The organism is Streptomyces sp. NPDC002838, from assembly GCF_040295365.1.
In the GTDB taxonomy this organism is placed as follows: Bacteria; Actinomycetota; Actinomycetes; order Streptomycetales; family Streptomycetaceae; genus Streptomyces.
Window position 1 is genome coordinate 96,918 of record NZ_JBEOVF010000037.1, and the last position, 14,632, is coordinate 111,549.

The following is a 14,632-nucleotide window of genomic DNA, read 5'->3' on the forward strand; positions in this document are numbered from 1 at the left end:
TCGACTGCTGCCTGGTCGACCGGGACACCGGTGATCGGCAGTCATATCACGCAGCCCGCCTGTGGGCGGACACGCTTCCATCAGCGATCAACCGGCGCCGCCAGGCCCGGTGACAGCGCCCCCGGATCATGCAGGACAGGGGCAGCAAAGAGTCATACCGGCCCCGAAGGATGCGAACCCGAGCTGGGCTCTACGAAGAAGGTGATGTGCGGGCAGTAGCCCTCCTCTGCCAGCCAGGCGCGGGCCCGGCCGCGCTGTCGCTCATCGCGGAACCGGTGGTACCGGCTCCAGGAGCGCTCGTCACCAGCGAGGACGTCCTTGAAGCGCCGGAAGGCGCCCCGCCCACCGATGGCGATCCGCAGCCTGTCGGCAAGGGCGGCGTCCTCGACCTCTTCGATGAACAGCTCCATGTCCCGGTAACCGGCCCGGGACCCCAGAGCCGGCGCGTACAGCCATCGCTCGGGATCGTCGTCCTCCTCGGCCTCGGGCCCAGGCCCCAGCTCATCGGTGAACGCAGGCCAGCACTCCCCGGTGGACAGATCGATCCGGCCACCGGACTCGGTCGGGTCGCCCTCCAGCAGCATGGCGAGCATCTCCAGATCGACCGCGAGCGGGCGCAGGAGGGGGCTCGCCGCGTCTCCCGTGGCCGCGCGCAACCGGTCCGCCAGCTCCTCATCGCCCCGGAAGCCGCGCTCCTGGAGCGCGCCGAGAAACAAGGCCGCCATCTCCGCAGCCCCCGGCAGGCCCTGCGCCGCGGCCACCCTCACACCATCGCCGGCCAGTTGCAGCACCTCGCGCACGGGGCCACGGTGCAACGCGGCAAGCAGCGCCACGCCGTCCTGCGCGTGGAGCGCGCCACGCAGGGCCCGCAGCCCGTCCTCGTCCCATCCCTCAGCCACGACCCCGACGGTAACGCGCCCCCGAGGACGTACGACGCCGGGACCCATCGGTTTCCCTCCGCCCGGCTCCGTGCCAGTGCCAGCGCACCCGGCGCCTGGGGGCCAGGCGGTGTTGCCCGGTCAGCGGCGCCGCTTGCGGCCGCTCGTGCCTGAGGAGCGCCGAGCCTTCCGGGCGCGGCCGAGGCGGGCGCCGTGGGTACCCAGTGCCCGGGCCGCCAGCTGCCTGAGCTCGTCGAGTCCGGCCCGGTCCGGGTGCGCGGAGTCCAACGCGGCGGCAACCGCGTCCCTGGCCTGGAGGCCCTGGGCGCGCAGCGTCTCCTCGGCGCCGTCCCCGCTGCCCGCCAACTCCACGAGCTGAAGCAGGCTCTCGGCGAGCACCAGCAGAGACTCTGCATCGCTCATGTCCTCTGGGGACAGCAACTCACGGTGCGCCAGCGCGTTCAGCGCCAGCGGCGCCAGCTGTGTGTCTCGCCGCAGCGTGCACAGCAGCCGCTCGCCCTCGCCGTCCGGCAACGCCGTCAGCAGCACGTCGAGCATCGTCTGCGCACGCGTGCGGAAGGTCATGGTCCTTACGGCGTCGGTCAGTTGCCGCAGGGCACCTTCCCGCTCGCCGCGGGCCGTGATCCAGCCAGCCAGCTCCGTGCGGGCGGCGTCCGGGTCGTAGTCCTCGGCCAGCACCCCCAGCAGGCCGGCCGCCGACGCCTGGGCCAGTTCACCGACCAACGGTGCGTCCCTGCCGGCCTCCAGCAACCGCTGTCGTACGGCCCGGGTACCGAGCTCGGTGAGACGGATGAGCTCGACCGGCCCGGCGGTCAGCTCCTCTCGCCGGGCATCGGCACGCTCCCGCGCCACCGGGTCCGTTGCCGCCCCCGCGACGCCCAGCAGCTCCGCGAGCTCCGCCGGCATGTCCGCGAGCAGCTCGGGACCGGCATCGGAGAGGTCGATGTCGAGGAACACCGGATCGGCCATCCCACGGTCACGCTCGATCGCGCCCAGGTCGTCCAGCAGGTCGAGCACCGCGCGCAGGTCCCGGTCGGCGTGCTCGAACCACATCCGGTGCTGAAGGTCCAACCCGGCGTCGAGCTGGAAGGAGGTCCGATAGGCCAGGTGTACCGTGTCGCGCAGCCGCGGCCAGGGCATCGGGTACGGCAGGCTGTAGAGCGTGTTCAGCACGTCGTCCAGGATGTGCTCGTAGACGTCGAAGAGCATCGACTCGACGTGCCAGCCGCTGCGTGCCCCGATCAGGGCCTGCCGCAGCTCGAAGCACGCGTCGAAGGCGCGCAGCCACAGCCGAAGCGGGTCGGCCAGCACCGGCCGGGCCTTGGCCACCGCATACAGACGCCCCTTGACCACCCGGACCAGGCGCGCCTTCTTCGCCCACTCCACCAGCAGTCCCAGCCGCGGCAGGTCGGCCGAAGAGCGCACCCCCTCAATCCTGTCGCCGGTGCCGAGTCCGTCCACCAGCTCGCGGGCCTCCACCATCCGCAGCCGCCCCGTCGCCGTCACCGGGCGGCCGCCCTGCCCCGCCCATCCGGCGAGTCCGCGCAACTGCGCCACGGTCGTCGACGCCTCGGCCCGTCGGCGCAGTTCGTCGTCCGGGGGAAGCATCACGGGCAGTTGCGGCTCGGCCCGGGCCACGCCGGACAGCGAACGGCCGGTCAGCCGCCGTTCCATGATCGCAGCGAGAGCCTGCTGATCGTAGAAGACCTCCCCGCGCTGCGCCCGGTCCGCGAAGCGCTGCAACGCTGCCCCGTCCTGGACGTCCACGCCCTGCTCCGCGGCCGTCATCGCCCAGAACTTCGCCAATCCCCAGCGAGTGCGGTCCGTCATCGCCGCCAGATGCTGTTCCGTGACCCTGTCGACCACGGCGAGGGAATCCTGGAGTGAGGGGCCGCGCGGGTCCGCCAACTGCGCGGCGTGCAGATAGCGCAGTAGCGTGCGCAGTGTGCCCGGGGCGTCGGCGCGTTCCTCCCCGGGAAGCTCCGTGACCTGCTCGGGAAGCCAGGAGAGCAGCAGTTCCTCCACATGGCGCGGCTCCCACAGCCCCAGCCGGCCGTCGGCAGTCGCCCGGTGTCGGTAGTCCAGGGCCGCCTCGGCAGTGAATCCGTCCACCGGCAGTCCCTGCTCCCCGGCCCACCGAACCACGCGGTCGACCAACAGCCCGCACGCCGCCTCGGACTCCTCCTCGGCCTCGGGTTCGAACCGCATCCGCATGAAATCTCGTCCACCTGTCTGCAGCAGTCGTTGCCGTGCCACGCTATCGCCGAACCGGGGCCGGCAACTCGGCCGAGGACGAGCGGCCCGCTACCTCAGAGCAGTACGTGGTGGTTGTCACCCGCAGCAAACGCGGCTTCGAACCTCCTTGCGGTGAACCGGACTTCGTCACAAGGACTCACTGCACAGAACGGCACGCCCCCCTGGCCGATCCCAATCGACGAAAGGCCAGGCCATCCCAGCCGGCTGCCCCGACCAGGAACGACCACGTCCGAAGACAACGGTGCCAACGACACGGGCCTGGCCAGCGGGGAGTCCCTCGTCAGCGGGCGTCCGCCTCGGGCTCCGGGCGCGGGAGTTCGTCGAGGTCGAGGGTGAAGGTGCGACCGTCGGCCAGGGGGATGGGGAGCTTGCCCGTGCCGTACTTGTGGGTGTGTGCGGCGATGTAACCGGTGGCGGTCGGCTGGGTGTGAAGGACGACTTCCTGGGCGTAGGGGTCCACGATCAGGTAGATCGGGATTCCGTAGCGGCCATACTTCGCGGTGCAGTCGTCGTAGTCCTTGCGTGCGGAAGAGGTCGAGACGACCTCGGAGATCAGCAGGACGTCCTCGAAGCTGTAGCGCTTGCCTTCCTTGCGTGCGTCCTCGCGCAGGATCGCGAGGTCGGGGGCGGAGTTCTCGTCGGCGGGGAAGTCGATGTAGACGTCGGAGGTGACCTTCGCGTGACGGCCGAGGGCGAGAGCGGAGTCGATCTGCATCGACCTGATGGTGCTGGAGTGCTCTTCGCTCTGCGGGGTCATGATCACCTTTCCGTCGGCCCCGAACAGGACCGTGTACCCCTTGGGGAACTCGGTGTGCACGATCGCGTCGACGCTCATGGACGGCTCCTTCCCGTGTGTGGTCAGGATACGACGGACAGTGCCGCGTCACCGAGCCCGTCGGTACGGCCGGCAGACCGGTCCGGACAGGTTGTGCGGCCCGCTCGCCGCCGGTGCCGGAGATCCGCAGCGGGGCCTGTCGCACGACATAGGAATAGGTAGGCCAACGAGGAGTCGCATGGGCGACGGCGGCTCCCGGGCTGGTCGCGGCCGTGCGCTCGGCGAAGCAGTACCTGACGTACGTGTCGTCGGGCCCGTTCCAGTACGCCGTCGCCGAAGCCCTCTCCCTCCCCGACACCTACTTCACCGCGTTCCGCGAGGACATGCTGGCCAAGCGGGACCTGCTGGCGGCGGGCCTCGCGGAGGCGGGCTTCGAGGTCTTCCGCCCGGCGGGCACCTACTTCATCACCACCGACATCCGCCCCCTCGGCGAAACGGACGGCTTCGCCTTCTGCCGCGCGCTGCCGGAACGGGCCGGGGTGGTCGCCATTCCCAACGCGGTCTTCTACGACCATCGGGAGGCGGGCGCGCCGTTCGTACGCTTCGCGTTCTGCAAGCAGCTGAACGTCCTGGACGAGGCGGTGGCCCGCCTCAAGCGGCTCGCTCCCTGACGTACTGACGCCCGAGCCCGGGGCTTACTCGGCCGGCAGGGCCTCCCGCATGGCCTTCGCGGTGGCGGTCGGGTCGTAATCCTCGGGGACGCCTTCGACCAGGATGATGTCGCCCTCGATGTGACGTGAGCGCAGCGGTGCGATCTCCTGGTAGGCGGGTGAGTCCCACCAGGCCCGCGCCTCGGCGATCCCGGGGAAGCCGATCACCACGACGTGCCCGGGCCAGCTGCCTTCCTTCACCTCGTGCTGTGCGGCGTGCACGAGGAAGCGGCCGCCGTACGGCTCGAAGGTGGCAGGGATGCGCTCGATGTACTCGGCGATCTCCGGGTGCGGGGCGGCCTCTTGCAGGTGAGCTATGACGTAGGCGGGCATGGCGTCCTTCCGGTCGGTCGGGCTCCGTACGCGGATGATCGTGGCATCCGGCTGCGCCGGGGGCGATGACCTGGCAGGTAATCGACTCGAGGGCGAGATCGAGGGCGCGGTCGCCGCCCTGTGCCTCGAGTGCCGGGAGCAGACAGAACCGGTGGACGTCGCGTAACGGCCACTCACGGTGCCTGACCCGCGGAAACGGCTGCAGATCTTGCTTACTGAGCTTGAACTCGGGTTGTCGTAGCCGCTGGCAGGGCTTGATCCTCGCGGTACGCCGTTCGTCTCCGCAAGGTCCAGTACCGCCCCGCTCTGCTCGAAGGCTGCCTCGCAGAAACGAGTTATTCGGCGGGCCGCGGCTCGTTCCGGTACCAGGTGAGTGTGACAGTGAAATTGGCAGTGGCGCTCGCTGCAGCAATAAACGCGCCTGCCGCGGCATGCAGGTTCAGTCCGAACTCGACTTGTACCTCGTTGGGAGACTGCGCTGCGGATTGAATATGGGAGACTACCGCATGGATGGCGGGTTGCACGCGGTATATAGCATCCTCAAAGGTGCGTTGAGCGCGTTCGGAGATGTTGGGTCCATAAATTCCGCGCGTCACCACTCCAGTCGATTGGTCGCTGACCTCGACGAGTACGGTGCTGCCATCCTCGGCAGGGAATTCAACAAGCCGCCCCATGGCTGTCCTCCTTTTTCGGGGAGACCGCTAGATATATCGAAATGTCCACACCGTGACGGCGCGTCGAGTGCCGGTTGCTAGACGGGTGCCGTCTGGACTGAATGCCAACGAAAGAACAGGACCATCATGAAGTATTTTGCAGATCATACGCGCGTTGGTTGCATCCCAGTTGCGCACTATTCCATCTTCGCTACCAGTGGCGAGCTGGGTACCATCCGGGCTGAATGCCACAGATGTGACAGGTGCATCGTGAGCCAGTTCGTGGACCTGACCTGGGTTCCAAAGGTAGGCTTTGCTATCAGTACTGCTGCCTGCAGCGGCGCGTTTCCCATCTGGGCTATACGCCACTGATTTCAAAAAACCTCGGCGATCTTCAAATATTTTTAGGCCAGTATCCACTTGCCACACATGTAGCCCGCGTTGATCAGCCACGATCAAGCGGTTACCGTCCGGGCTGAAGGCCACTGCTTGTACGGACCGCTGCTCAGCCCAGAAAATTTTCTCGGCGGTCTCAGCATCCCAGATGCAAGCCAAGTCGTAAGATCCAGTGGCGAGACATGTGCCATCCGGTTTGAAAGCGGCTGCGGCCACTTCGTTCCCGGCCGGTACGTGAAGAAGTTTCTCGCCTGTATAGGCGTTCCATATTGTGGCGCCTTTTCTGCTTTTGCTGACGAGACGCGTGCCGTCCGGACTGAACGCCGCAATGTAAGGAGCCCCCTTCTTTCCTGTCTTGATGTTCAACCGCTCAACACCGGACATGTCGTAAACGCGAATCCGTGCATCAGCCCAAATGTCGACGGCTAGGGACTGACCACTTGATCCCCACGCTATAGCACCGCAAGGGGCGGCGATGCCGAGGGTATTTATTACGAAGATAAGCGATGAATCGCGACCGCTCGAGGTTGACCGGGCGATGTGCTGGCGGTCGCGGCAGAAATCGCGTCGAGTGACGGTATCCCGGTAATCCGGGTCCCCCTGCATGATCTGTTCATAGCAGCCGATCGCAGCGGACCAGTCTTCGGAGCGTTCAGCCGCACGAGCCCGGGCGTACAGGCTTTCTAGATACGCTGTGCGCTGTTCTTTTGCCACTTCTTGGCGAGCGCGCGTGACCAGTCCGTCGCGGTCGGCGGCACCGGGGACCAACTGGTCAAGCTCTTCACTGACTTTTAGTACGGTCTGCCATTGCCCTTCGCTCGCGTGGCTTCGCAGTTTCTCTTGGAGGTGGGCGATGTGCTGACGGTCGCGGCAGCGGTAGCGTCGAGAGGCGGTATCCCGGTAATCCGGGTCCCCCTGCATGATCTGTTCATAGCAGTCGATCGCAGCGGACCAGTCTTCGGAGCGTTCAGCCGCACGAGCCCGGGCGTACAGGCTTTCTAGATACGCTGTGCGCTGTTCTTTTGCCACTTCTTGGCGAGCGCGCGTGACCAGTCCGTCGGGGTCGGCGGCAGCCGGGTCCAGTTGGTCAACTGCTTCACTGACCTCGAGTACGGCCTGCCATCTCCCTTCGCTCGCGTGGGAGCGCAGTTCCTCCTGGAGGTGGGCGATGTGCTGACGGTCGCGGCAGAAGTCGCGTCGAGAGGCGGTATCCCGGTAATCCGGGTCCCCCTGCATGATCTGTTCATAGCAGTCGATCGCGGCGGACCAGTCTTCAGATTCCTCAGCCTCTGCTGCTCGATCATAGATCTTGATGAGCTGCTCCTGCCTGGCCGCCTGATCACGCAACTTAATGGCGTCGCTATTGTCCGGGTCGAAAAGGAGCAAGTCGTCAAGCAACTCGATGGCCTTGCCAAGGTGGCCTATCCGCAGTTCTTCACTGGCCTTGGTGTAAACCCGGCGCAGTCTAGCGTTGTGTTGGGCGCCTCCCGGCGGCTGCGGCTGGGCGGTCAAGTTAAACAGAAGGTTTGCCTCGCCTCGAACGTACAACACAGGAGTGATCCACTCCAAAGAAGACTGGTTGACGCCAAGCATGGATATTCGTCCACTCCGGACGGCATCGTCGACTCGACGACCCCGCGCCAGTGCATTGTAAAGCCCCTGAGCGAAGCACACTGAGGCCTGGTCGCTGACCGAAAACTGCATTGCTGCCACTGCGCTTATTCCGCGACGAACGAGGGAGGCTCCGACGCTCGAGAATTTGTCGCGAACCCCTCCTTGAGCGGATGCACAAGTATTTAGCACAATTAGCCGAGGCACGGGTTTAGCGTCCCCGATAAGGTCCGCCAGGCGAGACGCTCCTACCTTGTCAGCAATACGGCTCGCACCGACCAGTACAATCCGCCCCTCCTCGGAAAGAATGTCGTAATCACCATGGCCAATGAAGTGGAGTATGTGCCACGGGCCATGGAGGAGACGGGTGTGCAAACTCGCCCAGGTTGCGTCTGGCAACCAGTCCAACTCGACCCGGCCGGCTTCGACTTGCTCTGTCAGCGCCTCCTTCAAGTGTCCGCATTCGGAGTTGGTGTCCAGCTTGGGGAGATCGTTTGGAGAAGCGATCACTACCAGGATCCGCAGCGGCGGCTGCACGGGCAGGGGGTTGGGCGTGTGTGAAGCCTCAAGGTGTCTGACCATCGGCTCCTGCCGGCACACATAGGAGTCGGCCTGCGGGTCGAATAGAGCCTCCCAGGGCAGGAGCGTCAGCTCTGGTGAATCATCCAGCCGCAAAACTATTTGCAGGCTTTCCTGTCGCTCTTTCGCCACGCGAAGACTCTCGCGGTAGGTTACCGAGACCGGCCCGCCGAAGAGTGCGTCGAACAGTTGGCGTCCCACACGTTGTACAGCCTGCTCATTCGGCGGCACCAATCGACGAGTTGCAGTGGCGGAGAAGACTACCTTTTCCTCTAGTACAGGGCGCTGCGCCAGCAAGTCGTCAACGTTGAGTTTTAGCGTAGCTCGCGGCTCCCCGCCAGCAGCGGCCTTCACCACCCGCACCTCGTACTCCCCCGGGTGAAGCTGGCAGATCTGCAGTTCCAGGACAGTGGGCATCGCACCCCGTTCCTGGCACACCCACACGGCCGTAAAATCGCGCAGAGTAACCATCATGACGGAAAGCGGTCGTCCGCCTACGCCTCCATGATGCGGCGAGGCCAAGGAGTTTGCACGTCGACCCGATATTGAATCGTCAACATTGACGGCCCTTGTTCGTCGTGTAATCAGGCGGTCATACGGTGCCGTGGGCGAAGATCAGGCCTCCTTTCCCCAAGCGTCCCCCAGCGACGGCAGAGAGACGAAAACCGCAGGCGGCAGACGGGGAAACGGCCCGCTGCACCACAGGCGTAGGGGAGGGCTGGCGGTTGATCTTCTCTGCCCGCGATGCGTCGATCCGCTCTCGCAGCTACGCTGCAAGACAGCTATGGCCCTGGCGAGCGGACTTCGCCGCAACCTGTAGGGCAATGCTGATGGCCGTCCCCGGTCTCCTCCAGGACGTTGTACCAGGCCGGTTGGTGAACCCTGCCGTCGAACAGCTCGGCGGCCGGGTCCCGGCGTTCACCACTCGCCCTCTTGACTCTGTCTGTGGCAGTGGCATGTGCAGCGGGACATCAGCAACAGGCCCACGCTGTGAGGCAGGGGCACGCTTGGCCTGGCGGCACTCCTGGTGCAGCCCTCGGTACTCCGGCCGCCGTGCGAGCGCGCATTCCGCCGACAGCGACGCCTGGTCCCTGCGGCTTCCGGTCTGCTGGAGCCGCTGCACGGGCGTGGTCGTATCGGCACCGGTCTCCGGGCCCCTCGGCCCAGTAATGACCACGCGCGATCCGTTGCCCGGGCTATCCGCACGCCTCAACGAGTGGCAGGCCGTCGTCGCCGTCGTCCTGGTCGTATATTGCGTCGTGGTCCGACCCGGGCAGCCGGGCGCCCCGACTGTCGGCTACGCGCAGCACATCGCCGAGCGCCTGTACGGCCGCTCGCAGTGCGCGCCGTAGCGCATACTCCCCGGCCTTGCGATCGTCCAGGACGGCCCGCACACCCTTGAGGACGACGGCACCGTCCCGGAGTTGGTCCGCCTCGATCTCGTCCGCAAGTCGAGACAGCATGCCTCCGGGTGCACCCGTGGACAGGAAGCACGGTTTGCCGGCCTCGGTCTGCCACGGCAGCAGCCGAAGCCCCGGAGGCGGCGTGGGAAAAGCGTCTCGGTCATAGCTCATGCGCTCACCCCGCCGAGGGCCAGGCGAGCGGGACGGGCAGCCAACCAGAGGGCGCATCCGTTGGCATCGCAAGGCATCATGACTTCTTCGACGCGGTCGTGCTGTCGGAGCTGGAGGGCGTGCGCAAGCCGTCGCCGCTCATCTACCGGCGGGCCCTGGAGGCGCTGGACCTGAGCGGACCGGAGTGCGTGTTCGTGGACGACCACGCGCGGAATCTGCCTCCGGCCGAGGCCTTGGGTATCCGGACGGTGCACCATACGACGGACCCTGCGGCCACTGCGGCGCTCCTGGATTCCCTCCTCCGTGACCGTGAGCCCGCATGACGTCCCCTCCCGGCACGAGCAGCTGTCCGCCGCCGCCCGCACGTCGAGGTCGCCGTACCCACCGCGACCCCTGGACCAGCCGGACGTCGTCCACAGCGACCTGGCGTTATGCATCGGCTGCGGGCGGGCGCCACTGGCCGCGGCGGCGGGCCCGGCCCCGCCCAACGGGTTCCCGGTCGCGGCGCCCGTGCGCGCAGCGGCGTACGAGGTCCTCCCCAGGCACGGAAAAGTTACCCACAGCCTGTGGACGAGCATCACGCCCCCACCGGCCGGCCACCCGGCCCGTACGGCCAGAGCCCGGCCCAAGCACGCGGCCGTGGTGGCCGGCGCCCTGGCCGGGCTCGGGTTCGTTAGGACGCGTACGCCGTCGTGATCGCGGACGCGCCTCTTCAAGAGAAGAAGGCCTACTCCTCGTCCTCGGGCTTCTCCGCTTCGTTTACCTCCTGCTCGAGGCCGAGCTGCTCGACGAGCCACTTGTCGAACTCGATCGCGGCCCGCACCCAGCTGACCGTCGAGGAGACGAAGTGCTCAAGGCTCACGCCGGTGCCGATCAGCATCTGCGCCTCGCCGATCAGGCGGACCGTGCCGTCGTCGTGGGTGTGGCTGTAGACCTTGGGCCACAGGGTCCGCCGGTTCCAATCGTCGATGGACTCCAGCAGCAGCGGCTTCTCGTCGATCTTGTGGGGGCGGTCGTAGAACGTCCGCACCGAGAAGACCTGCTGGTCACCCTCGCCACGGAACATGAAATACGTACGGAACTGCTCCCACGGCGCCGCGAGGTCACCCTCGTCGTCGACGACGTACTTGAGCTCCATCTGGTCGAGGAGCTGCTTCACGAGATCCTGATCCGGGACGACGGGGCCCGCCGGTCCTTGGGGCTGCGGCTCGGGCTGGCCCCCGAAGTTCGGAATCGAGGACGGGTCGATGCTCACCGTGATTTTCCCTTCGTACGGATCCCGCCATCCTCCCCCATGCGGGGAGGGGGGTGGCAACCCCAGGCGGGTCTGTCAGCCCTCGGCTGACTCGATCCGGTCACCGGGGCAGCCCGTACGGCGGGTACGGCGGGTACGGCGGGTACGGCGGGTACCAGGGGCGGGCCTGAGCCCGCCCCCGGTGTCCGGCAGACCTACAGCGTCTTCCCCGTCGCCGTGCCGGTCGCCGTGCCAGTAGCCGGCCCCACGATCAGTCCGTCCCCGAAATCGTCCACCCGGACCGTGTCGCCGTCCTTGATCTCGCCCGAGAGGATCTCCTTGGCGAGGCGGTCGCCGATGGCGGTCTGGACGAGGCGGCGGAGCGGCCGGGCGCCGTACGCCGGGTCCATGCCCTCGGTCGCGAGCCAGGCCAGGGCCTCCTCGGTGACCTCCAGGGTGAGGCGGCGTTCGGCGAGGCGCTTGGCCAGGCGGTTGATCTGGAGGCGGGCGATGCGGGTCAGCTCGTCCTTCGTGAGGGCCGAGAAGACCACCAGGTCGTCGAGGCGGTTGAGGAACTCCGGCTTGAAGGAGGCCCGGACCACCTCCAGTACCTGCTCCTTCTTCTCCGCCTCACTCGTCATCGGGTCGACCAGGAACTGGCTGCCCAGGTTCGACGTCAGCACCAGGATCGCGTTGCGGAAGTCGACCGTGCGGCCCTGACCGTCCGTCAGCCGGCCGTCGTCCAGCACCTGGAGGAGGATGTCGAAGACCTCCGGGTGGGCCTTCTCCACCTCGTCAAGGAGCACCACGCTGTACGGCCTGCGCCGCACCGCCTCCGTCAGCTGGCCGCCCTCCTCGTAGCCGACGTAGCCGGGCGGGGCGCCGACCAGGCGGGCCACGCTGTGCTTCTCGCTGTACTCCGACATGTCGATGCGGACCATCGCCCGCTCGTCGTCGAAGAGGAAGTCGGCGAGCGCCTTGGCGAGCTCGGTCTTGCCGACGCCGGTGGGGCCGAGGAAGAGGAAGGAGCCCGTCGGGCGGTCCGGGTCGGCGATGCCGGCGCGCGTGCGCCGTACCGCGTCCGAGACCGCCTGCACGGCCTCCGTCTGGCCGATCAGACGCTTGCCCAGCTCCTCCTCCATGCGCAGCAGTTTCTGCGTCTCGCCCTCCAGGAGGCGGCCGGCCGGGATGCCGGTCCAGGCGGCGACGACGTCCGCGATGTCGTCGGAGCCGACCTCCTCCTTGACCATGGTGTCCTTGGCGACCTCCTCCTCGGCGGCCGAGGCTTCCTCCAGGTCCCGTTCCAGGGCGGGGATCTCGCCGTAGAGCAGCTTGGACGCCGTGTCGAAGTCGCCGTCGCGCTGGGCTCGTTCGGCCTGGCCGCGCAGTTCGTCGAGCTTCTCCTTCAGCTCACCGACGCGGTTGAGGGACTGCTTCTCCTTCTCCCAGCGGGCGGTCAGGCCGCGCAGCTCCTCCTCCTTGTCGGCGAGGTCGCGGCGCAGCTTCTCCAGGCGCTCGCGGGAGGCCGGGTCGGTCTCCTTCTCCAGCGCCAGCTCCTCCATCTTCAACCGGTCGACGGCACGCTGGAGTTCGTCGATCTCCACCGGGGAGGAGTCGATCTCCATGCGCAACCGCGAAGCGGCCTCGTCGACGAGGTCGATGGCCTTGTCGGGCAGGAAGCGGGAGGTGATGTAGCGGTCGGAGAGCGTCGCCGCGGCCACCAGCGCGCTGTCGGCGATCTGCACCTTGTGGTGGGCCTCGTACCGGCCCTTGAGCCCGCGCAGGATCGCGATCGTGTCCTCGACGGTCGGCTCGGCGACCATCACCTGCTGGAAGCGCCGCTCCAGCGCCGGGTCCTTCTCGATCCGTTCCCGGTACTCGTCCAGGGTCGTGGCACCGACCATGCGCAGCTCACCGCGGGCGAGCATGGGCTTGAGCATGTTGCCCGCGTCCATCGCCGAGTCGCCGCCGGCGCCCGCGCCGACGACCGTGTGCAGCTCGTCGATGAAGGTGATGATCTGCCCGTCGGAGTCCTTGATCTCGGCGAGGACGGTCTTCAGGCGCTCCTCGAACTCACCCCGGTACTTGGCGCCCGCGACCATCGCGCCGATGTCGAGCGCGACCAGCCGCTTGTTCTTCAGCGACTCGGGCACGTCACCCTTGACGATCCGCTGGGCGAGCCCCTCCACGACGGCGGTCTTGCCGACGCCGGGCTCGCCGATGAGGACGGGGTTGTTCTTCGTACGGCGGGACAGCACCTGCACGACCCGGCGGATCTCCTGGTCCCGGCCGATGACCGGGTCCAGCTTGCCCTCCCGCGCGGCGGCCGTGAAGTCGGTGCCGAACTTCTCCAGGGCCTTGTACTGGCCCTCGGGGTCGGCGGTGGTCACCCGGCGCCCGCCGCGCGCCTTCTGGAACGCCTCCAGCAGCTTCTTCGCGCTCGCCCCCTGCCCGGACAGCACCTCACCGGCCGCGCCCCCCTTGGCGGCGATGCCGATGAGCAGGTGCTCGGTGGACAGGTACTCGTCCCCCAGCTCCTGCGCCTTCGCCTGCGCTTCGGCGATGACGGCGAGCAGCTCGCGGTTGGGCTGCGGGGGCGCGACGGTGGACCCGGTCACGCTGGGCAGACCGGCGAGAACCTTCTCCGCCCCGGCGCGTACGGCCGCCTGGTCGGCGTCGACCGCGATCAGCAGGTCGATGATGTTCTCGTTGTCCTGCCCCTGGAGCAGAGCGAGGAGCAGGTGGGCGGGGGTGAGATCCGGGTGCCCTTCGGACACGGCGCGGTTGCCGGCCGTGTTGATCGCGTCCCGGCTCCTGTTGGTCAGCTCGGCGTCCACGTTCGCTTTCTCCTCCTTGCGTCAGCCGTGACCCAATGAACGTACACAAAGTTGAGTCTATTCCACTCAAGATGAAGTGTGGGAGCCGGGAGGCGGCTAAATTCCGGGCCCATGACCGCATACCCTCAGGATCCCGGCGCTCCCGACGCGCCCTACCTCAGCTTCTGGCGCGAACGCCACCTGTGCACGCTGACGACCCCGCGCCCGGACGGCAGCCCGCACGTGGTGCCCGTCGGAGTGACATACGACCCTCAGGCGCGCCTTGCTCGGGTGATAGCGAACAAGACCAGCGCGAAGGTGGGGCATGTACTGGCCGCCGGACCGGAGGGCGCCCGGGTGGCGGTGTGCCAGGTGGCCGGGCGGCGGTGGGCGACGCTGGAGGGCCGCGCCTTCGTCCGGACCGAGCCGGAGCGCATCGCGGAGGCGGTACGCAGATATGCGGAACGCTACGAACGCACGCCCGCGCCGAACCCGTCCCGGGTGGTGATCGAGATCCACTTGACGCGGGCGATGGGGCGGGGCTGAGGGCGGCGATGGGTGGGGCTGGGGTGGCGCGCAGAAAAACGCATGGACGGTCGGTATCGGCCGGTAAAAAAACTCTCGTGATCGACAGCTTTCAGCCACTGCCAGATTCACCCCGTACCCGGAAATGTCCCGCAAAACTGCAGCGGCGTCACCGTGTTCAGGTCACGGGGTCGCCGGGGCGGGGGGTAGCGCCGGGGGGATGGGTTACGACGGGGGTGTCGGGGCGGGGAGGGGGGGGGGGGGGTGTGGG

Annotated in this window: 12 protein-coding genes and 1 pseudogene; 4 read left to right on the top strand and 9 right to left on the bottom strand. The window is 67.5% G+C overall.

Translation table 11 applies throughout. The annotated features are described in order from the left end of the window. Nucleotides 1–152: 152 nt before the first annotated feature. From ABT063_RS36050 to ABT063_RS36060, 3 genes are all read right to left on the bottom strand, one after another. Nucleotides 153–899, bottom strand: a complete 747-nt coding sequence (locus tag ABT063_RS36050) for a UPF0158 family protein (RefSeq protein ID WP_351064405.1) — start codon at nt 897–899, stop codon at nt 153–155. Between the two features lie 120 nt (nt 900–1,019). Then, on the bottom strand, nt 1,020–3,113 hold the full coding sequence (locus tag ABT063_RS36055) for a hypothetical protein (protein WP_351064407.1): 2,094 nt from the start codon (nt 3,111–3,113) through the stop codon (nt 1,020–1,022). Nucleotides 3,114–3,435: 322 nt separating this feature from the next. Continuing rightward, nucleotides 3,436–3,990: a Uma2 family endonuclease gene (locus tag ABT063_RS36060; protein ID WP_351064409.1), complete on the bottom strand. Its 555-nt coding sequence runs from the start codon at nt 3,988–3,990 to the stop codon at nt 3,436–3,438. A gap of 173 nt (nt 3,991–4,163) precedes the next feature. On the opposite strand from ABT063_RS36060, the pseudogene ABT063_RS36065 reads away from it, so the two are divergent. After that, a pseudogene (locus tag ABT063_RS36065) lies at nt 4,164–4,601 on the top strand (aminotransferase class I/II-fold pyridoxal phosphate-dependent enzyme); the annotation flags it as partial. A 24-nt stretch (nt 4,602–4,625) separates the two neighbouring features. On the opposite strand, the gene ABT063_RS36070 reads toward ABT063_RS36065, so the two are convergent. The 4 genes from ABT063_RS36070 to ABT063_RS36085 form a co-directional block, all read right to left on the bottom strand. Next, a complete protein-coding gene (locus ABT063_RS36070) occupies nt 4,626–4,973 on the bottom strand; it encodes a DUF1330 domain-containing protein (RefSeq protein ID WP_351064411.1) in 348 nt (115 codons plus the stop codon). A 335-nt stretch (nt 4,974–5,308) separates the two neighbouring features. Next, entirely contained in the window at nt 5,309–5,647 is a 339-nt protein-coding gene (locus tag ABT063_RS36075; RefSeq protein ID WP_351064413.1) for a CU044_2847 family protein, read from the bottom strand. A gap of 27 nt (nt 5,648–5,674) precedes the next feature. Then, nucleotides 5,675–8,629 (bottom strand): CHAT domain-containing protein, encoded by a 2,955-nt coding sequence (locus ABT063_RS36080; protein ID WP_351064415.1) that lies wholly within the window; start codon nt 8,627–8,629, stop codon nt 5,675–5,677. Nucleotides 8,630–9,408: 779 nt separating this feature from the next. Further along, nucleotides 9,409–9,675 (bottom strand): hypothetical protein, encoded by a 267-nt coding sequence (locus ABT063_RS36085; protein WP_351064417.1) that lies wholly within the window; start codon nt 9,673–9,675, stop codon nt 9,409–9,411. Between the two features lie 8 nt (nt 9,676–9,683). On the opposite strand from ABT063_RS36085, the gene ABT063_RS36090 reads away from it, so the two are divergent. After that, nucleotides 9,684–10,109: an HAD-IA family hydrolase gene (locus ABT063_RS36090; protein WP_351064419.1), complete on the top strand. Its 426-nt coding sequence runs from the start codon at nt 9,684–9,686 to the stop codon at nt 10,107–10,109. Continuing rightward, nucleotides 10,096–10,482 (top strand): hypothetical protein, encoded by a 387-nt coding sequence (locus ABT063_RS36095; protein WP_351064420.1) that lies wholly within the window; start codon nt 10,096–10,098, stop codon nt 10,480–10,482. Before ABT063_RS36090 ends, ABT063_RS36095 begins: the two co-directional genes overlap by 14 nt. Before the next feature lie 31 nt (nt 10,483–10,513). On the opposite strand, the gene ABT063_RS36100 is transcribed toward ABT063_RS36095, so the two are convergent. Then, complete coding sequence (locus tag ABT063_RS36100; RefSeq protein WP_351064421.1) at nt 10,514–11,041, bottom strand: YbjN domain-containing protein; 528 nt, start codon at nt 11,039–11,041, stop codon at nt 10,514–10,516. A gap of 194 nt (nt 11,042–11,235) precedes the next feature. After that, nucleotides 11,236–13,857: an ATP-dependent chaperone ClpB gene (clpB, locus tag ABT063_RS36105; RefSeq protein WP_351064423.1), complete on the bottom strand. Its 2,622-nt coding sequence runs from the start codon at nt 13,855–13,857 to the stop codon at nt 11,236–11,238. Between the two features lie 111 nt (nt 13,858–13,968). Between clpB and ABT063_RS36110 the strand changes: the two genes are divergently transcribed. Next, a complete protein-coding gene (locus ABT063_RS36110; protein WP_351064425.1) occupies nt 13,969–14,382 on the top strand; it encodes a pyridoxamine 5'-phosphate oxidase family protein in 414 nt (137 codons plus the stop codon). Nucleotides 14,383–14,632: the final 250 nt, after the last annotated feature.